General features: G+C 56.5%; 17 protein-coding genes. 8 read left to right on the forward strand and 9 right to left on the reverse strand.

Going from position 1 to position 17,517, the window contains the following annotated elements:
- Positions 1 to 8 precede the first annotated feature (8 nt).
- The 4 genes from mnmG to GOX75_RS13985 are packed head-to-tail and all read left to right on the forward strand — an operon-like array spanning position 9 to position 4,194.
- Positions 9 to 1,877, forward strand: a complete 1,869-nt coding sequence (gene mnmG, locus GOX75_RS13970; RefSeq protein WP_171124086.1) for a tRNA uridine-5-carboxymethylaminomethyl(34) synthesis enzyme MnmG — start codon at positions 9 to 11, stop codon at positions 1,875 to 1,877.
- The gene (gene rsmG / locus GOX75_RS13975) at positions 1,874 to 2,488 is read left to right on the forward strand and encodes a 16S rRNA (guanine(527)-N(7))-methyltransferase RsmG (RefSeq protein ID WP_171124088.1); all 615 of its coding nucleotides are present in this window, start codon (positions 1,874 to 1,876) and stop codon (positions 2,486 to 2,488) included. The genes mnmG and rsmG overlap by 4 nt, the downstream gene beginning before the upstream one ends.
- Positions 2,481 to 3,281 carry an AAA family ATPase gene (locus GOX75_RS13980; protein ID WP_171124090.1) on the forward strand — a complete coding sequence of 267 codons (801 nt, stop codon included), beginning with the start codon at positions 2,481 to 2,483 and terminating at the stop codon, positions 3,279 to 3,281. The genes rsmG and GOX75_RS13980 overlap by 8 nt, the downstream gene beginning before the upstream one ends.
- 19 nt (positions 3,282 to 3,300) lie before the next feature.
- On the forward strand, positions 3,301 to 4,194 hold the full coding sequence (locus tag GOX75_RS13985) for a ParB/RepB/Spo0J family partition protein (protein WP_171124092.1): 894 nt from the start codon (positions 3,301 to 3,303) through the stop codon (positions 4,192 to 4,194).
- Here GOX75_RS13985 and GOX75_RS13990 read toward each other — a convergent pair.
- From GOX75_RS13990 to rph, 4 genes are read right to left on the reverse strand one after another with little or no spacing between them, the layout of a single operon-like run.
- On the reverse strand, positions 4,184 to 4,537 hold the full coding sequence (locus tag GOX75_RS13990) for a YbaN family protein (RefSeq protein ID WP_171123795.1): 354 nt from the start codon (positions 4,535 to 4,537) through the stop codon (positions 4,184 to 4,186). The genes GOX75_RS13985 and GOX75_RS13990 overlap by 11 nt on opposite strands.
- A gap of 3 nt (positions 4,538 to 4,540) precedes the next feature.
- Positions 4,541 to 5,695, reverse strand: a complete 1,155-nt coding sequence (gene hemW, locus GOX75_RS13995) for a radical SAM family heme chaperone HemW (protein WP_171124094.1) — start codon at positions 5,693 to 5,695, stop codon at positions 4,541 to 4,543.
- Positions 5,685 to 6,299, reverse strand: coding sequence for an RdgB/HAM1 family non-canonical purine NTP pyrophosphatase (gene rdgB, locus GOX75_RS14000; protein ID WP_171124096.1), 615 nt, complete (start codon positions 6,297 to 6,299; stop codon positions 5,685 to 5,687). The genes hemW and rdgB overlap by 11 nt, the downstream gene beginning before the upstream one ends.
- On the reverse strand, positions 6,296 to 7,009 hold the full coding sequence (gene rph / locus GOX75_RS14005; RefSeq protein ID WP_171124098.1) for a ribonuclease PH: 714 nt from the start codon (positions 7,007 to 7,009) through the stop codon (positions 6,296 to 6,298). The genes rdgB and rph overlap by 4 nt, the downstream gene beginning before the upstream one ends.
- A gap of 112 nt (positions 7,010 to 7,121) precedes the next feature.
- On the opposite strand from rph, the gene hrcA reads away from it, so the two are divergent.
- Both hrcA and GOX75_RS14015 read left to right on the forward strand, forming a co-directional pair.
- Entirely contained in the window at positions 7,122 to 8,186 is a 1,065-nt protein-coding gene (hrcA, locus tag GOX75_RS14010) for a heat-inducible transcriptional repressor HrcA (protein WP_171124099.1), read from the forward strand.
- A gap of 10 nt (positions 8,187 to 8,196) precedes the next feature.
- Positions 8,197 to 8,760 carry a nucleotide exchange factor GrpE gene (locus tag GOX75_RS14015; protein WP_171123804.1) on the forward strand — a complete coding sequence of 188 codons (564 nt, stop codon included), beginning with the start codon at positions 8,197 to 8,199 and terminating at the stop codon, positions 8,758 to 8,760.
- Between the two features lie 58 nt (positions 8,761 to 8,818).
- Here GOX75_RS14015 and mutS read toward each other — a convergent pair whose 3' ends face one another.
- Positions 8,819 to 11,434 carry a DNA mismatch repair protein MutS gene (gene mutS, locus GOX75_RS14020; RefSeq protein ID WP_171124279.1) on the reverse strand — a complete coding sequence of 872 codons (2,616 nt, stop codon included), beginning with the start codon at positions 11,432 to 11,434 and terminating at the stop codon, positions 8,819 to 8,821.
- A 161-nt stretch (positions 11,435 to 11,595) separates the two neighbouring features.
- Here mutS and GOX75_RS14025 point away from each other — a divergent pair, with 161 nt between their 5' ends.
- Positions 11,596 to 13,851 (forward strand): NADP-dependent malic enzyme, encoded by a 2,256-nt coding sequence (locus tag GOX75_RS14025; protein ID WP_171124101.1) that lies wholly within the window; start codon positions 11,596 to 11,598, stop codon positions 13,849 to 13,851.
- A 3-nt stretch (positions 13,852 to 13,854) separates the two neighbouring features.
- On the forward strand, positions 13,855 to 14,724 hold the full coding sequence (locus GOX75_RS14030; RefSeq protein ID WP_171124103.1) for a ribokinase: 870 nt from the start codon (positions 13,855 to 13,857) through the stop codon (positions 14,722 to 14,724).
- On the opposite strand, the gene msrA is transcribed toward GOX75_RS14030, so the two are convergent.
- The 4 genes from msrA to GOX75_RS14050 form a co-directional block, all read right to left on the reverse strand.
- Positions 14,721 to 15,392 carry a peptide-methionine (S)-S-oxide reductase MsrA gene (gene msrA / locus GOX75_RS14035; RefSeq protein WP_171124105.1) on the reverse strand — a complete coding sequence of 224 codons (672 nt, stop codon included), beginning with the start codon at positions 15,390 to 15,392 and terminating at the stop codon, positions 14,721 to 14,723. The genes GOX75_RS14030 and msrA overlap by 4 nt on opposite strands.
- An 88-nt stretch (positions 15,393 to 15,480) precedes the next feature.
- The gene (locus tag GOX75_RS14040) at positions 15,481 to 15,762 is read right to left on the reverse strand and encodes an SCP2 sterol-binding domain-containing protein (RefSeq protein WP_171124107.1); all 282 of its coding nucleotides are present in this window, start codon (positions 15,760 to 15,762) and stop codon (positions 15,481 to 15,483) included.
- A 76-nt stretch (positions 15,763 to 15,838) separates the two neighbouring features.
- Positions 15,839 to 16,279, reverse strand: coding sequence for a DUF1810 domain-containing protein (locus tag GOX75_RS14045; RefSeq protein ID WP_171124109.1), 441 nt, complete (start codon positions 16,277 to 16,279; stop codon positions 15,839 to 15,841).
- Complete coding sequence (locus GOX75_RS14050) at positions 16,276 to 17,502, reverse strand: argininosuccinate synthase (RefSeq protein ID WP_171124111.1); 1,227 nt, start codon at positions 17,500 to 17,502, stop codon at positions 16,276 to 16,278. Before GOX75_RS14050 ends, GOX75_RS14045 begins: the two co-directional genes overlap by 4 nt.
- Between the last annotated feature and the right edge of the window lie 15 nt (positions 17,503 to 17,517).

The following is a 17,517-nucleotide window of genomic DNA, read 5'->3' on the forward strand; positions in this document are numbered from 1 at the left end:
TGTTTCACGTGAAACATTCAGACTTTGATGTTGTTGTTATCGGCGCGGGTCATGCCGGAACCGAGGCTGCACATGCATCTGCCCGCATGGGGGCGGAAACGGCGCTTGTCACCTTGTCTGCTTCTGACATCGGGGTGATGTCTTGCAATCCAGCGATTGGAGGCCTTGGAAAAGGTCACCTAGTGAGAGAGATTGATGCCCTGGACGGAGTTATGGGCCGTGTAGCGGATAAAGCCGGAATTCAATTCCGTCTGTTGAATCGGCGCAAAGGACCCGCAGTTCAAGGGCCGAGGACACAGGCGGACCGCGCGTTGTATCGCGCAGCGATGCAGAAAGAGACCGACGCCCAGCCACGTCTTTCGATTGTGGTAGGCGAAGTTGTCGATTTTCTGATGGAAGGGCAGAGCGTGCGCGGAGTCAGATTGGCAGATGGTTCCGAGATTCGAGCCAAGGCAGTCATACTTACTTCCGGTACGTTCCTTCGGGGTGTGATACATATTGGAGACGTTTCCCGCCCTGGCGGAAGAATGGGGGACAATCCGTCAGTTAAATTAGCGCAACGCTTAGACAGTTTTCAGCTTCCGTTGGGAAGATTGAAAACAGGTACTCCGCCCCGACTTGATAGCCGCACGATCGACTGGTCCGATCTGGAGCGCCAGGATGGAGATGATGAACCTACATTATTTTCATTTCTGTCTAAGTCTGTTGTGGCCCCCCAAATTTCTTGCGGTATAACGCATACAAATGCGCGAACGCATGAAATTATTGAGAAAAACCTAAGCCGTTCAGCAATGTACGGGGGGCATATTGATGGGGTTGGCCCAAGGTATTGCCCTTCAATTGAGGATAAAATAGTCAGGTTTTCCGATAAGGACTCTCATCAGATATTCCTTGAGCCTGAAGGTGTTAATGATCATACGATCTACCCGAATGGGATTTCGACATCGCTTCCCCAGGATGTTCAACTTCAATATGTCCGGTCCATTAAGGGGCTAGAGAATACAGAAATACTGCAACCGGGTTACGCGATTGAATATGATTATGTAGATCCGCGCGTTTTAACTTCATCCCTGTCCGTTCCGGAAATCTCGGGCCTATATCTTGCGGGGCAGATTAACGGTACCACTGGATACGAGGAAGCCGCGGCACAGGGTTTGGTCGCCGGTTTGAATGCCGCCTTGTTTTCATTTGATCGGGATCCGGTTCATTTCACGCGTGCAGATAGCTATATCGGTGTAATGATAGACGATTTGACGACGCGCGGAGTAGCAGAACCTTACCGCATGTTTACGTCCCGTGCGGAATTCAGACTGTCGTTACGCGCAGATAATGCAGATCAAAGGTTAACACCGATTGGCTTGAAAATCGGTTGCGTAGGGGACGTTAGAGAGCGCCACTTTTCCGACAAGATGGAAAAATTGACGGCGGTAAAATCCATTCTGATGGACAGGACCTATACCCCAAAAGACATGCGATCAGTTGGTATCAGCGTCAATCAGGACGGAAATAGGCGAAATGGGATGGCTATTCTCGCATTCCCGGATGTTTCGTTTGGGGATCTTATACCACTGGTTCCAAGCTTGGGGGATACAGATCCTGAAATCCAGAAGCAGGTTGAAAGGGATGCCCTGTACGCAAACTACATTGCGCGCCAGAAAAGGGACGTCGAAGCTATGAAGCGCGACGAATCTCATGAAATTCCAAGGGATTTCGACTATTTCGCTCTGGATGGCTTGTCTTCAGAGATGAAGCAAAAGTTGTCGAATGCGCGACCAGAGAATATAGCGCAAGCTAGTCGCGTTGAAGGAGTTACTCCGGCCGCTTTGACGCTTGTTCTAGCGAAACTGCGTCGTGAACAAAAGGTCCGCAAGGCATGAGTGACGTGCAATTTGGCGATTTGGATGTTTCACGTGAAACATTTGAGCGTCTGGCCAAATATGTCGAGCTGGTAAAGCGATGGAATCCGAAAATTAACCTGGTTTCCCGAAACAGTCTGGCCGAAATTTGGACGCGGCACATAATGGATTCTGTCCAGGTGTATCGTTGCGCTGAATCCTTTCGGAATTGGGCAGACTTAGGAAGCGGGGGAGGGTTCCCCGGAATGGTTTGCGCGATTATGGCAATACAAGAGAATCCGAATGCGCAGTTTACCCTAGTAGAAAGCGATCAAAGGAAATCCGCCTTTCTGCGAACAGTGGCAAGGGAATGTGGTGCAAAGTGTTCCGTTGTTTCCAAACGAATCGAAATCGTGAATCCCTTGGATGCGGATGTCTTATCTGCCCGTGCTTTGGCAGATCTGACGGTCTTATTGTCCTTTTGTGACAGGCATTTAGGCAGTTCTGGAACGGCTCTGTTGCCGAAAGGCGCAACGTGGAAAAAAGAACTGGAAGACGCGCGCAAGGAATGGAATTTCCAAGCCGAGCCGATTACAAGTTTAACTGAACCTCAGGCCGTTATCCTTAAAATCAAAGGAGTATCACGTGGTTGATCTGTCTCGTCCCTCAGGGCCCCGGATTATTGCGGTAGCCAATCAGAAGGGTGGGGTTGGGAAGACGACGACTGCGATAAATCTTGCAGCGGGATTGGCCGAAGCCGGATGCCGCGTTCTTGTGGTTGATTTGGATCCTCAGGGCAACGCGTCAACAGGTCTGGGCGTTGAAGACAGGGATTGGACAACCTTCGACCTGATATTGGACGACGCCCCGTTGGAAGCCGTCATTCAGGAGACTGAAATTGGCGGCTTATACGTGGTTCCTGCCACAGTCGACCTGAGTTCAGCCGATATTGAGCTTATTTCCAACGAAAAGCGAAGCTATCTGCTGCACGACGCGCTGCGGCAAACGTCAGTTGACCAGTTCAAGTTGGACTATGTCCTGATAGATTGTCCACCGTCCCTTAATTTGTTGACCGTCAATGCGATGGTCGCGGCGCATTCTGTGCTTGTTCCATTGCAGAGTGAGTTCTTCGCGTTGGAAGGTTTGTCCCAGTTGATGCTGACCATTCGCGAGGTCCGCCAAACTGCCAATCCGGACCTGCGGATCGAAGGTGTTGTGTTGACGATGTATGACAACCGCAACAACTTGTCCCGTCAGGTCGAAAAAGACGCGCGTGACAATCTGGGCGAGATGGTATTTAAAACCAAAATACCCAGAAATGTGCGGGTCAGTGAGGCGCCGTCTTACGCATTGCCTGTACTTCAATATGATTCCGGATCTCTGGGGGCGATGGCATATCGGCATTTGGCGCGCGAAGTCATGCACAAGAACAAGAAAGCCGCATAAGTGGCAGTAGGAGGGTCCAGTGGCAGCTAAGAAAACAAAACCTAGGGGATTGGGCCGCGGTCTATCGGCTTTGATGGCCGACGTAACGCAGGAAACAGAAGGGTTGCGCCCATCTGAACCGCGGCGTGCGGACATGAAGGTTCCGATCGAAAAACTTCATGCAAACCCAAATCAGCCGCGCCGTACCTTTTCGCGTGAACAACTGGATGAACTTGCTGCTTCGGTTAAGGAAAAGGGTATTATTCAGCCGCTGATCGTCCGCGAGATTGCGGAAGGCGACTATGAGATCGTCGCGGGTGAGCGCCGCTGGCGTGCTGCGCAAATGGCGCAACTGCATGATATTCCTGTCATTGTTCGTGATTTCGACGATACCGAAGTGTTGGAAGTTGCGATTATTGAGAATATTCAAAGAGCTGACTTGAATGCTGTCGAAGAAGCGGCCGGATACAAGCAGCTTATGGATCGTTTCGGGCACACGCAGGAAAAGCTGGCCGAGGCCCTTGGCAAAAGCCGCAGTCACATTGCGAATCTTCTTCGTTTGCTGTCGTTGCCGATGGATGTTCAGCAATTGGTGGTCGAAGGTAAGCTTTCTGCAGGGCATGCAAGGGCGTTGATTACGTCAAGCAACCCCTCTGAATTGGCGAAGATCGTGGTACGCGACGGATTGTCGGTTCGTGCGACCGAAGCGCTTGTTAAAAAAGAGCAGGCCGACCCGGTTAAAGCTACGCAGAAATCCAGAAATCTGGATGCAGGTAAAGACGCCGATACGCGGGCGCTTGAAAAAGACCTCTCTGCTATCTTGGCGATGAAAGTGGCCATCAACCACAAGTCTGGGACAGAAACCGGGCAGGTCGTTCTGACATATGAAAATCTGGACCAGCTTGACGATCTTTGTGCAAAGCTCAGCCGCTAGGCCGGGTCCAGATAAAGGTTAGAACGCCCCCCAAGACAATCGCCTGAATTGCCAACACGTAATTCGGGACTGAGAGAATAATCGAAATTCCAAAAACGGCGGCAATCGAGAGAGTTGCCGCCTTTTTTGCTGCGGGACGGATGGCACCGGAACTCTGCCAATCCAGGATCATCGGGCCAAAGACCCGGTGCGTGATCAGCCAGTTGTGAAGCCGGGAAGACGAGCGTGCAAAGAAAAAAGCGGCCAACAGCAGGAACGGAACGGTCGGTAGCAATGGAAGGGCGATGCCGACGACGGCAAGTGCAACGCTCAACAATCCCAATGCCGCCCAGACGTATTGCATGTCTTATCCCAACAATTCGCGAATTATGGAGTTCAATACTGCACGCCCGTCTTTGGTGGCGATGACCCGTCCGTTTACCTGTTCGATCATACCGATGGCACTCAGATCGTCCAATTTTGCTTGCGGCAATGAAGAACCAGATAAGGTTTCATAACGATCTATATATAGACCTTCCTTTAGCCTTAGGCACATCATAAGGTATTCAACTGCTTGATCCTGATTTGAAAGCTCGGTTCTTTCCCGCTCTCCACTGCCGTTATGCACAGCGTCCAGCCAAGTGTTCGGCATCAGGTGGGTTTCAGTCGCCAGTTTTCTATCGCCAAGCGTTATTCGGCCATGGGCACCGGGACCGATGCCAACGTAATCGCCATAGCGCCAATAAATCAGATTGTGCCGGGCTTCTGCCCCCGGTCGGGCGTGATTAGAAACCTCATAAGCAGGCAGGCCGTGGGCTTCGCAAATTTCTTGTGTTGCAAGATACATGTCGGCTGCGCTGTCATCCTCGGGCAGGCCGCGCAATTTCCCAACGGCATATCTGTTGCCGAAAGCGGTGCCGTCTTCGATGGTCAGTTGATACAAGGACAGGTGGTCGACGGCCATGGACAAAGCTTGGGTCAGTTCAGCACGCCAAGCGGCCAAGGATTGGTGCTGGCGGGCGTAGATCAAGTCAAAGCTGACTCTGTCAAAGCAAGTTCTGGCGATATCAAACGCTGCCTGTGCTTCAGCGACCGTGTGGATTCGACCTAATCTGCGTAGGTCATCGTCATTCAGCGCCTGTACACCCATCGAGATCCGGTTGACCCCAGCGTCGCGATAGGCAGCAAACCGCCCGGCCTCAACCGAACCGGGATTGGCCTCAAGCGTGATTTCCATGTCATTGGCAGGTCGCCACAGGCTGCGGGCCTCATCAATAATGGCGGCTACGGAGTCTGGATGCATTAAGGACGGCGTACCACCGCCAAAAAAGATCGTATTCAGCACCCGATCTGGCGTTTCCAGGGCGGAGCGTCTCAATTCGCTTAAGTAACTATTAAGCCATTGTTTTTGATCAATATTTCTGGAAACATGGCTGTTGAAGTCGCAATAGGGGCATTTGGCCTCGCAAAAGGGCCAATGCACATACAGGCCAAAGCCCCCGTTGCGCCAATCATCCGCCAAAACAGCCCTTCACGAACATCTCAACCGCGCGGCCGCGATGGCTGATCTTGTTCTTTTCCCAGCGATCCATTTCGGCAAACGTAATATCGTGGCCGTCAGGGACAAACATCGGGTCATAACCGAACCCGTCTTTACCCCGGATCGGCCAGACAAGATGGCCCGGGGCTATACCCTCGAACACTTCGTCGTGACCGTCGGGCCAGGCCAGTACCAGAGTGCATCGGAATTGAGCGGCGCGGGGGTGCGGGGCGTCTTTTGCTTCCAGCTCATCATGCGCGCGGGTCATTGCCATCAGGAAATCGCGGCCATTACCGGTTTCAGCCCAATCGGCGGTGTAAACACCAGGCGCGCCGTCCAACGCATCAATGGTAATCCCTGAATCGTCCGACAGGGCAGGCAGGCCGGTGGCCTTGGCGGCGGCATGCGCCTTGATGCGTGCATTGCCGACGAATGTATCCTCGGTCTCGTCCGGTTCGGGCAGGTTCATCTCTGCCGCTCCGACCACGGTAACGCCAAAGGGCTCAAGCAGATGCGCCATCTCCTCAAGCTTGCCTTTATTATGCGTGGCGACCAGCAGCCTGCCACCGTCGAACTTGCGGGTCATGCGGTGGCGGCCTTTTGCGTGGCGGCCAGTTCACCGACGCCTTTTTCGGCCAGATCCATCAGCTGGTCCATCTGCGCGCGGCTAAAGACGGAACCTTCAGCGCTCATCTGCACTTCGATCAGCTTGCCCGAGCCGGTCATGATGAAGTTGCCATCAACGCCTGCTTCGCTGTCTTCGGGGTAGTCCAGATCTAGAACCGGCTGACCTGCGTAGATGCCGCAGGACACAGCAGCGACGGGATCGACCAGCGGATCAGAAATTACATCACCCGCTTTCATCAGCTTGTTCACAGCCAGACGCAGCGCGACCCAGCCCCCGGTGATCGAAGCGCAGCGCGTGCCGCCATCGGCCTGGATCACGTCACAATCGACGGTGATCTGACGTTCGCCCAAAGCAACCCGGTCGACACCAGCGCGTAGCGCCCGGCCGATCAGGCGCTGGATTTCCACGGTGCGGCCACCTTGTTTGCCGCTTGCCGCCTCACGCCGCATCCGTGTGTTGGTTGCGCGGGGCAGCATCCCGTATTCCGCTGTCACCCAACCCAGGCCCGAGCCTTTGATGAAGGGCGGCACGCGGTCCTCGATCGTGGCGGTACACAGCACATGGGTATCGCCCATTTTAATCAGGCAGGAACCTTCGGCATGTTTGGTGAAACCTGTCTCGATGGAAACAGCGCGCATTTCGTCTAGATTACGTCCTGAGGGTCGCATGGAAAATCCTTTGTTTGCTGGGTTGGGGATACCGCCCCGTGGCGTTACGATGCAACCCCGATTGACCTTTCATTTGCCTGCGATTTAATGATGATCCAGCAGGGGACCGCCGATGAGCGAAGCGAGCAAAATTCTGAACGAGATGAACGACCGGTCGCGTGAGGTTTTCCGGCTGATCGTCGAAAGCTATTTGGATAGCGGAGAACCGGTGGGCAGCCGCACCCTAACCCGCACCTTGTCGGAAAAAGTCAGCGCCGCGACCGTGCGCAATGTGATGCAGGATCTGGAATTTCTGGGCCTGTTGGACAGCCCCCATGTCAGCGCGGGGCGGATTCCTACGCAGCAAGGACTGCGGATGTTTGTCGACGGGCTGCTTGAGGTCGGCGATCTGGGGGCAGATGATCGGCAGAAATTGGATGAGACTTTAGGCTCTAACGAAGGCGATGTGGGCGGTATGCTGGATCGTGTGGGATCGGCTTTGTCACATGTCACCCATGGTGCCTCATTGGTTTTGACGCCCAAACAGGAATCCGAGATCAAGCATATCGAGTTTGTTTCTCTGGCTCATGACCGCGCCCTTGTCGTGCTGGTCTTTGCTGATGGAACTGTCGAAAACCGGCTGTTTACTCCTCCGCCGGGACAGACACCCAGTTCGATGCGAGAGGCCGCGAATTTTCTGAACGCGCTGATCGAGGGGCGAACGCTAAGCGAAGTCCGCCGGCAGATGCAGACGCAGATTGACGCCCGTAAGCAGGAAATCGACGTACTGGCGCGCGAGATGATCGAGAGCGGCATGGCCGCCTGGGACGGAGACGGAGGCGATTCAGCGCGATTGATTGTGCGTGGACGCGCGAATCTGCTGAATGAACCCGGTCAAACGGAAGAGCTGAATCGAATCCGCACCTTGTTTGATGACCTGGAACGTAAGCGCGATATTGCCGAATTCCTTGAATTGACCGAGGAAGGCGAGGGTGTGCGCATTTTTATCGGCTCTGAGAACAAACTTTTCTCACTTTCGGGTTCCTCTTTGGTGGTGTCTCCATATATGAACGCTGATCGAAAGATAATCGGTGCGGTCGGGGTTATTGGACCCACACGACTCAACTATGGACGGATCGTGCCGATCGTGGATTATACGGCGCAACTGGTCGGCAAGCTTATTTCCGACCGGAGCTAGAGGGTAAGAGATGGCGGAACCCAAAAACGAAGATTTTCTGGACGATATCGCAACAGCCGAGGCAGAAGAGTTGGCCGAGGAGTTTGCTGAAATCAGTGAAGAGGCGCTGGAAATTGATGCCCTGCGCGCTGAGCGTGATGATTTCAAGGACAAGTTCATGCGCGCACTGGCTGATGCAGAAAACGCGCGCAAACGGGGCGACAAAGCGCGTCGGGATGCAGAGCAGTATGGCGGGTCCAAGCTGGCGCGCGATATGCTGCCGGTATATGACAACATGAAACGTGCGCTTGAGGCCGCAACCGACGAGCAGAAAGAGGTTGCTGCCGGTTTGATCGAAGGTGTCGAGCTGACCATGCGCGCACTGACGAACGTGTTCCAGAAACACGGGATCGAGGTGATCACACCCGAAGTCGGCGACCGGTTTGATCCCAATCTTCACGAAGCCATGTTCGAGGCCCCTGTTCCGGGCACCAAGGCTGGCGATATCATTCAGGTCTCGGCTGAGGGGTTCATGCTGCACGACCGTTTGCTGCGTCCGGCGCAGGTGGGCGTTTCTTCAACACCTGCAAGCTGATTGACCTCTGCGAGGCCAAGCCTCCGGCGGAAGTATTTTTGAACAGAAGAAGGGGTGGTCAGGATTTGGCCGCCTCTTTCAGTTTGTAGATCAGGTCGAGCGCTTCGCGGGGTGTCAGTTCATCGGGCAGGATGTCGTCCAGCATATTCGTGACTGGTGAGGTTTTTGGCGCGGGCGGCGGCGGGGGTGATGCGGCTGAGAATAGGGGGAGATCGTCGATCAATGCCTTTTGCTTTCCGCCTTCACGTTCAGTTTTTTCCAATTGGTCCAGCACGACGCGGGCGCGGTCGACCACGGATGCGGGAAGCCCGGCCAATTGCGCGACCTGCACGCCATAAGATCGGTCGGCGGCGCCTTTGTGAACCTCGTGCAGCAAGATGACTTCGCCTTCCCATTCTTTGACAGCGACAGTGGCGTTGTCGACGCCTTCGAGTTTTCCGGCCAAGGCGGTGAGTTCGTGGTAGTGGGTGGCAAACAGCGCGCGGCATTGGTTGGCGGCGTGCAGATGTTCCAGTGTGGCCCAAGCGATGGAGAGGCCGTCATAGGTGGCGGTGCCGCGCCCGATTTCGTCGAGGATCACCAGCGCGCGGTCGTCGGCCTGATTGAGGATTGCGGCGGTTTCCACCATTTCGACCATGAAAGTCGAACGCCCCCGCGCCAGATCGTCTGACGCTCCTACTCGGCTGAAAAGTTGGCTAACTAAGCCGACATGGGCCCGTTCGGCGGGAACGTAACTGCCCATTTGGGCCAGCAGGGCGATCAGGGCATTTTGGCGCAGGAAGGTTGATTTACCGGCCATGTTGGGACCAGTCAGCAGCCAGATCGCTGAACCCTGATCGGCGCTCAGGTCGCAGTCGTTGGCTATGAAGGCATCGCCTGATTGCTGGCGGAGCGCGCGTTCTACAACCGGGTGGCGACCCCCTTTTATGCCGAATGCACGCGAATTGTCGACCTGCGGACGGCACCAGTTTTCTGCGCGCGCCAGATCAGCGAGAGCAGTAGTCAGATCCAGTTCGGCCAACCCTCGGGCCGCTTGGTTGAGGCGGGCCGCGAGGGCCAGAATTTCGCTAGAAAGCCTTTGATAGAGCCGCTTTTCGATTTCCAAAGCCAGATTTCCGGCGTTCAGGATGCGGGTTTCGATTTCGGACAGTTCTACCGTGGTGAACCGGACTTGGTTCGCAGTCGTCTGACGATGGATGTAGGTTTCACTGAACGGTAGGTTCAGCATTTTTTCGGCATGAGTGGCCGTGGTTTCGATGAAGTAGCCCAGCACGTTGTTGTGCTTGATCTTCAGCGACGTAATTCCGGTGTGTTCCGTATATTTCTGCTGAAAACCCGCGATGACGGATCGGCCCTCGTCGCGCAGTGTGCGCGCTTCATCCAGTTCGGCGTCGAAACCGGGGGCGATGAAGCCACCATCGCGCGCAAGCAAGGGTGGTTCAGCAACAAGCGCCTCGTCCAGCAGGTTCAGTAGATCATCAAAGCCGACAAGGTTTTGTACTGCGGTCGCCAGCGGGACCGGAAGATCCTGACCTTCGCACAAATCAGCGATTGCCGACGCCTGTGTCAGCCCATTGCGAATGGCAGCCAGATCGCGGGGGCCTCCGCGCTCCAACGACAGGCGCGACAGGGCACGGTCCAAATCAGGGGTTTTGCGCAGGATCTCGCGCAAGTCCGAGGTGGTCAGGCTGTCTTCGGCGGCAAAACTTACCGCGTCCAACCGGGCGTGGATCACGTCCAGATTGCGGGACGGGCTGGACAGACGCTGTTCCAGCAGCCGGGCACCACCCGGGGTTACGGTACGGTCAACCACTGACAGCAGTGATCCGGCGCGCCCACCGGAGAGCGACCGGGTCAGCTCCAGATTCCGGCGCGTGGCGGCGTCGATCTGCACCACGCGGTCCTCGGATTCCTTGAGCGGCGTTTGCAGCAGGGGCAGTTTGCCCTTTTGCGTGATCTCAAGATAGTCGACCAGCGCGCCCATGGCCGATACTTCGGCGCGCCCAAATGACCCGAACGCATCCAAAGCGCCCACGTGAAACAACCCGCAGATGCGTTTTTCCGCCGCAGTGCTGTCGAAACTGGCGCGTCCGATCGGGGTCAGCGAAATGCCCAGATCGCGGACGGTTTCATTTAACGCCTGCTCCATCCCGTCGCCCACGATCAGCTCGGACGGAGCAAGCCGCGCCAGTTCGGGGCTAAGCCTGACCGAGGTCAAAGGCATCACGTGGAACGCTCCGGTCGAAATATCGGCCCAGGCCAGCGCGGCTTCATCACGAACCTCGGCGTAGGCGGCCAGAAAATTGTGGCAACGGGCCTCTAGCAGGGCGTCCTCGGTCAGTGTGCCGGGCGTCACCAGACGCACAACATCCCGCCGAACCACTGATTTAGAGCCTCTTTTCTTGGCTTCGGCCGGGCTTTCCATCTGCTCGCACACAGCCACGCGAAAGCCTTTGCGGATCAGCGTCAGCAGATAGCCCTCGGCCGCATGAACGGGAACGCCGCACATGGGGATATCCTCGCCATTGTGCTTGCCGCGTTTGGTCAGGGCGATGTCCAGCGCCTCGGCGGCATTCACCGCGTCCTGGAAAAACATCTCGTAGAAATCACCCATGCGGTAGAACAGCAGGGCGTCTGAATGGGCCTCTTTGATCTCAAGATATTGCGCCATCATTGGCGTGACTGTGGACAAAAGCGGCCCCCTTTTGGCGTCTTCCGGTGGCGACCTTACAAATCCCCCAACCGCGACGAAAGGTGAAAACGTATTGTCGTTGAGGCGCAGCCTCGCCTGCGCTATGACGCAACAGCCCCGAATTCATGGAAACGACCGATAAGATGCCCAAAGCGAAGATCACCAAAGAAGAGGCGCTGGCCTTTCACCTGGACCCCACCCCCGGCAAGTGGGAGGTGCAGGCCACCGTTCCCATGACCACGCAGCGCGATCTGTCATTGGCCTATAGCCCTGGCGTGGCCGTTCCCTGTGAAGCTATCGCCGAAGCACCCGAGACTGCCTATGACTATACCAACAAGGGCAATCTGGTCGCCGTGATCTCGAACGGGACGGCTGTGCTGGGTCTCGGCAATCTGGGCGCGCTGGGCGGCAAGCCGGTGATGGAGGGCAAGGCCGTTCTGTTTAAGCGTTTTGCCGACGTGAACTCGATCGACATCGAACTGGACACTGAAGATCCGGATGAGTTCTGTCGCGCGGTCCGCCTGATGGGGCCAACATTTGGCGGCATCAACCTTGAAGACATCAAAGCGCCCGAGTGCTTCATCATTGAACAGCGCCTCAAGGAAGAGATGGATATCCCCGTCTTCCACGACGATCAGCATGGTACAGCGGTGATCTGTGCGGCGGGCTTGCTGAATGCGCTGCATATTTCGGGCAAGAAGATCGAAGATGTGAAGATTGTTCTGAACGGTGCGGGTGCGGCGGGGATCGCCTGTATCGAACTGCTTAAGTCAATGGGCGCGCGGCACGAGAACTGCATCGTGTGTGACACCAAGGGCGTGATCTATCAGGGTCGGACCGAAGGTATGAACCAGTGGAAATCGGCTCATGCGATCACGACCGAACTGCGCACGCTGGAAGAAGCCATGAAGGGCGCGGATGTGTTTCTGGGCGTGTCGGTCAAAGGGGCCGTGACGCAGGATATGGTTGCGTCGATGGCCGATAACCCGGTGATTTTCGCCATGGCCAACCCCGACCCCGAGATCACCCCGGAAGAGGCGCACGAAGTTCGTGTTGATGCCATTGTTGCCACCGGGCGCAGCGACTATCCGAACCAGGTGAACAATGTTCTGGGCTTTCCCTATCTGTTCCGCGGCGCGCTGGATATCCATGCCCGCGCCATCAATGATGAGATGAAGATCGCCTGTGCCCACGCGCTTGCCAACCTGGCGCGCGAGGATGTGCCGGATGAGGTTGCGATGGCCTATGGCAAATCGCTGACCTTTGGGCGCGACTATATCATCCCTACGCCGTTTGACCCGCGCCTGATCCACCGTATTCCACCTGCCGTCGCTAAGGCCGGTATGGATACCGGGGCCGCGCGGCGTCCGATCATCGACATGGATGCCTATGAGCTGAGCCTCAAGTCCCGCATGGACCCGACCGCCAGCATTCTGCGGGGCCTTAATGCGCGGGCGCGTCAGGCGCAAAGCCGGATGATCTTTGCCGAGGGCGACGATCCCCGCGTGCTGCGCGCGGCTGTCACCTATCAGCGTTCGGGCTTTGGCAAGGCGCTGGTTGTGGGGCGCGCCGATGACGTAAAGGCCAAGCTGGAAGAGGCCGGTCTGGGCGATGCCGTGCGTGAGCTTGAGGTGGTAAACGCTGCCAATACCGCGCATCTCGAGACCTACTCGAACTTCCTGTACGATCGGCTTCAGCGTAAGGGTTTCGACCGCAAGGACATTCACCGCCTTGCCGCGCGGGACCGTCACGTGTTTTCCTCGCTGATGCTTGCGCATGGGCATGGCGATGGTCTTGTGACCGGGGCCACGCGCAAATCGGCGCATGTTCTGGACCGGATCAATCACGTGTTCGACGCGGACGCGGCGCATGGCGCGGCTGGTGTAACGGCGTTATTGCACAAGGGGCGGATCGTGTTGATCGGCGATACACTGGTTCATGAATGGCCTGACGAGAATGATCTGGCCAATATCGCTGAGCGCTCGGCCGCCGTTGCGCGCCACATGGGGCTCGAGCCGCGCGTGGCCTTCGTCAGCTTTTCGACATTCGGCTATCCGATGTCGGAGCGGGCTGAAAAAATGCACCGTGCGCCTGCGGTTCTGGACCAGCGTGGCGTTGATTTCGAATATGAGGGCGAGATGACCGTCGACGTAGCCCTGAATGTGGATCAACAGGCCAGCTATCCATTCCAGCGTCTGACAGGCCCGGCAAATATCCTGATCGTTCCCGCGCGCCATTCGGCGTCGATCTCGACCAAGCTGATGCAGGAAATGGGCGGTGCTACGGTCATCGGTCCGATCCTGTCAGGTGTCGACAAGCCGATTCAGATCTGCTCGACCGTTTCGACGGCGAATGACATCTTGAACATGGCTATCCTGGCGTCTTGTGACATTGGATAAGCGATGACGATCTGGAACCTCGGCTCGATCAACGCGGACATGATTTACGACGTACCGCACCTTCCCGGGCCGGGGGAGACGCTCTCGGCCAACCGTTTGGATCGTTTTCTGGGCGGCAAAGGCGCGAACATGTCCGTGGCTGCGGCCCGGGCCGGGGCGCAGGTGGCGCATGTTGGGGCCGTGGGGTCGGATGGGCGCTGGGCGTTGGATCGTTTGACGGAATATGGCGTGGACACACGCCATATCGCCCAGGTCGACGTGCCGACAGGTCACGCCATCATTGCCGTGGATGCCGAAGGTGAGAATAACATCATCCTGTTTCAGGGGGCGAACCACGCAATCTCGCAGGATCAGTTGGGGCAGGCGCTGTCTTCAGCTTCGCGCGGTGATTTGCTGGTGATGCAGAACGAAACCAATCTTCAGGTTGAGGCCGCGAAGATGGGTCGTGAGATGGGTTTGACTGTCTGCTATGCCGCAGCCCCGTTTCAGGCCGATGCGGTGCAGGCCGTGCTGCCCTATCTTGATTTCCTGATATTGAACGAAGTTGAGGCCGATCAACTGCGTCAAGCCACCGGTCAATCGGTCTCGGATTTGAAGGTCGAGCATGTAATTGTCACCTTGGGATCAAAAGGCGCGCGGTACCATCACCGCGCCGCGGCGTCGGATTTCCCGGCCTATAAAGTGCAGCCTGTGGATACGACCGGCGCGGGGGATACCTTTACCGGCTATGTTCTGGCCGGGATGGATCGCGGGATGCCGATCCCGCAGGCGATTTCCCAAGCAAACCGTGCCGCGGCCCTGATGGTCACGCGGCACGGTACAGCAGATGTCATCCCGGATTTGAAAGAGGTCCGGGACGCGAAGCTCGATTAGGATCCGGCAAATGGCGCGTCGCCGCCCCAAAGTTGTTTGACACGGGCGTCCCGGCCGCAGGCTTTGCGATAAGCCTTGTATGCGCTGTGTTGGCGTTTGGGGCCAAACCGCGTGAGAACCAGCTTGGACCCTTTGTAGTAATCCTGATGATATGCGTCGGCAGGATAGAACGTGCCAGCCTGCAGGATCGGGGTAACCACGGTCTGCCCCAGCGCGCGTTGTGCATCTGCCTTGGCCTGTTCAGCAGAAGCTTTTTCGCCTGCATTAGAGACAAAAATGGCGGTTCTATAGCTATCCCCCCGATCACAGAACTGCCCTCCGGCATCGGTAGGGTCTACGGACCGGAAAAAGAGGTTCAACAGCGTTTCACGGGAAACGACCGATGGGTCAAAGGTGATCTGGACGGCTTCGTAATGACCGGTGCCCCCTTTGGAGACCTGATCATACGTAGGGCTTGCGGTTTTGCCGCCGGTAAATCCGGAAACTGCCCCTGTCACACCTTTCACGGATTCAAAGTCGGATTCGACACACCAGAAACACCCGCCGGCTACCGTCAGGGTTTCGGTTCCCGCGGCGGGTGCCGGGGTCGCTCGCAACAGAGCGGCAATTGCGATCAGAGTAAAAAGAAGCGTCGGTTTGACGTAGTCGAGATAAGCGATGCGGGTCATGGCAGGTCTCCTTCTGAGATTAAGCTGCCTTGTCTTTTTGCCCGACGCAATCACCTGACATCGTTTGTCACGCGCTGGTGAGAGGAGTTTATCCGAGCAACTGCCCTATTTTCATCGCAACGCCCATATTTCCCGAAATCTTGAGCTTGCCCAAAGCCACTCCTGTCATCGGGTTCAGCTTGCCGGTCAGCAGTTTGGTCAGGTTCTTTTGCGAAATACGGATGGTGCAGTCGGTTTCCCGATCCTGTGTGGTGGCCTGATTGTCAGACAGGACGATCACACCGTCATCGCCGCAATCGAACTTCAACGAGCCTTCGAAGCTTTTGCCAACCAGGTTTTTCTGAATGTCGTCCGCAATTGATTGCAACATGGTATCTCTCCTCGGTTGACCTGTGCGTAAGCTAAACTGCTTAGCCAAGAAAGGATGACCCCACGAGAACCATTGCTTACGACTCCTGCAAAAGCTGGACAGTGCGTTCGCACCGCTGACCGACATAGAATGCGTTCAGAACAGCCAGAAATTCCGGCGGGGCGTCGGGTACGGATGAGAACAGCGTCATGCTCGATCGCAGTTTCTTGGCATCTATCCCGCCCAGAATCTCTGTGGCGTCGCGCCCTTTGTGCATCAGCATCAACTGCGCTGTCTCCGTCAGGCGTTTGCGCAGTTCTGGGTGATCCAGATAGGCGGTCGCCTCTTCCAGATCTTCAATTCCATATAGCTGCGCCATGTCGGACCGGCCAAGCGCGGCCAGTTGCGGAAAGACGAACCACATCCAGTGGCTGGTTTTCTGCCCCTGCTTCAACTCGCGCAGGACGTCGGACCAAACCGTGTCCTGCGCTTCGATGAACAGATCAAGCTCATCACCGATGCCGTCGTCTTCGGTCACTTGGACAAACGCTTGTCGCGGGCTGCCAGCAGTTTAAGACGCAGGGCGTTCAACTGGATAAAGCCCGCCGCATCTGTCTGGTCATACGCACCCGCGTCTTCCTCGAAGGTGACGTGCGCCTCGGAGTAGAGCGAGTGATCCGACCAGCGGCCCACGGTCGAGGCCAGACCTTTGTACAGTTTCACCCGCACGGCGCCGGTTACGTGTTCCTGGCTCTTGTCGATGGCCGCTTGCAGCATTTCGCGTTCGGGCGAGTACCAGAAGCCGTTATAGATCAACTCAGCATATTGCGGCATCAACTGGTCTTTCAGGTGCATCGCGCCGCGGTCCATGGTGATGGATTCAATGCCACGGTGCGCTTCCAGCAGGATGGTGCCGCCGGGCGTTTCGTAGATACCGCGCGACTTCATGCCAACAAAACGGCCTTCGACCAGGTCCAGACGGCCAATGCCGTGCTTACCGCCATATTCGTTCAGTTTGGACAGGATGGTGGCCGGGCTCATCGCTTCGCCATTGATGCTGACTGCGTCGCCTTTTTCAAAGCCGATTTCGATGAATTCGGGTTCGTTCGGCGCATCTTCGGGGTGGACGGTGCGCTGATAGACGTAATCCGGCGCCATATCGGCGGGGTCTTCCAGAACCTTACCCTCGGACGAGGTATGCAGCAGGTTCGCATCGACCGAGAACGGAGCCTCACCGCGCTTGTCCTTAGCAATCGGAATCTGGTTCTGTTCGGCGAATTCCAACAGCTTGGTGCGGCTGGTCAAATCCCATTCCCGCCACGGCGCGATGACCTTGATGTCAGGGTTCAGAGCATAGGCTGCCAATTCGAAACGAACCTGGTCGTTGCCCTTGCCGGTTGCGCCGTGGGCCACGGCATCGGCACCGGTTTCAGCCGCGATCTCAACCAGACGTTTCGAGATCAGCGGGCGCGCAATGGACGTACCCAGCAGGTACAGACCTTCGTACTGCGCATTGGCGCGGAACATGGGGAAGACGAAATCGCGGACGAATTCCTCGCGGATATCTTCGATATAGATGTTCTCGGGCTTGATCCCCAGCAGTTCGGCCTTCTGGCGGGCAGGCTCCAGTTCCTCACCCTGACCCAGATCGGCGGTGAAGGTGACGACCTCGCAGCCATACTCGGTCTGCAACCATTTCAGAATGATCGAGGTATCAAGGCCACCGGAATAGGCCAGAACAACTTTCTTGGGCGCGGACATCTGACTTCCCTTTAT

It is taken from the genome of Ruegeria sp. HKCCD7251 (assembly GCF_013031165.1).
In the GTDB taxonomy this organism is placed as follows: Bacteria; Pseudomonadota; Alphaproteobacteria; order Rhodobacterales; family Rhodobacteraceae; genus Ruegeria.

Bases quoted from the DNA above. Each gene is read 5' to 3' on its own strand.
- rsmG (WP_171124088.1), top strand. From the start codon at position 1,874: ATGAGTGACGTGCAATTTGGCGATTTGGATGTTTCACGTGAAACATTT.
- GOX75_RS13990 (WP_171123795.1), bottom strand. From the start codon at position 4,537: ATGCAATACGTCTGGGCGGCATTGGGATTGTTGAGCGTTGCACTTGCC.
- rdgB (WP_171124096.1), bottom strand. From the start codon at position 6,299: ATGACCCGCAAGTTCGACGGTGGCAGGCTGCTGGTCGCCACGCATAAT.
- rph (WP_171124098.1), bottom strand. From the start codon at position 7,009: ATGCGACCCTCAGGACGTAATCTAGACGAAATGCGCGCTGTTTCCATC.
- hrcA (WP_171124099.1), top strand. From the start codon at position 7,122: ATGAGCGAAGCGAGCAAAATTCTGAACGAGATGAACGACCGGTCGCGT.
- GOX75_RS14015 (WP_171123804.1), top strand. From the start codon at position 8,197: ATGGCGGAACCCAAAAACGAAGATTTTCTGGACGATATCGCAACAGCC.
- mutS (WP_171124279.1), bottom strand. From the start codon at position 11,434: ATGATGGCGCAATATCTTGAGATCAAAGAGGCCCATTCAGACGCCCTG.
- GOX75_RS14025 (WP_171124101.1), top strand. From the start codon at position 11,596: ATGCCCAAAGCGAAGATCACCAAAGAAGAGGCGCTGGCCTTTCACCTG.
- GOX75_RS14030 (WP_171124103.1), top strand. From the start codon at position 13,855: ATGACGATCTGGAACCTCGGCTCGATCAACGCGGACATGATTTACGAC.
- msrA (WP_171124105.1), bottom strand. From the start codon at position 15,392: ATGACCCGCATCGCTTATCTCGACTACGTCAAACCGACGCTTCTTTTT.
- GOX75_RS14040 (WP_171124107.1), bottom strand. From the start codon at position 15,762: ATGTTGCAATCAATTGCGGACGACATTCAGAAAAACCTGGTTGGCAAA.
- GOX75_RS14050 (WP_171124111.1), bottom strand. From the start codon at position 17,502: ATGTCCGCGCCCAAGAAAGTTGTTCTGGCCTATTCCGGTGGCCTTGAT.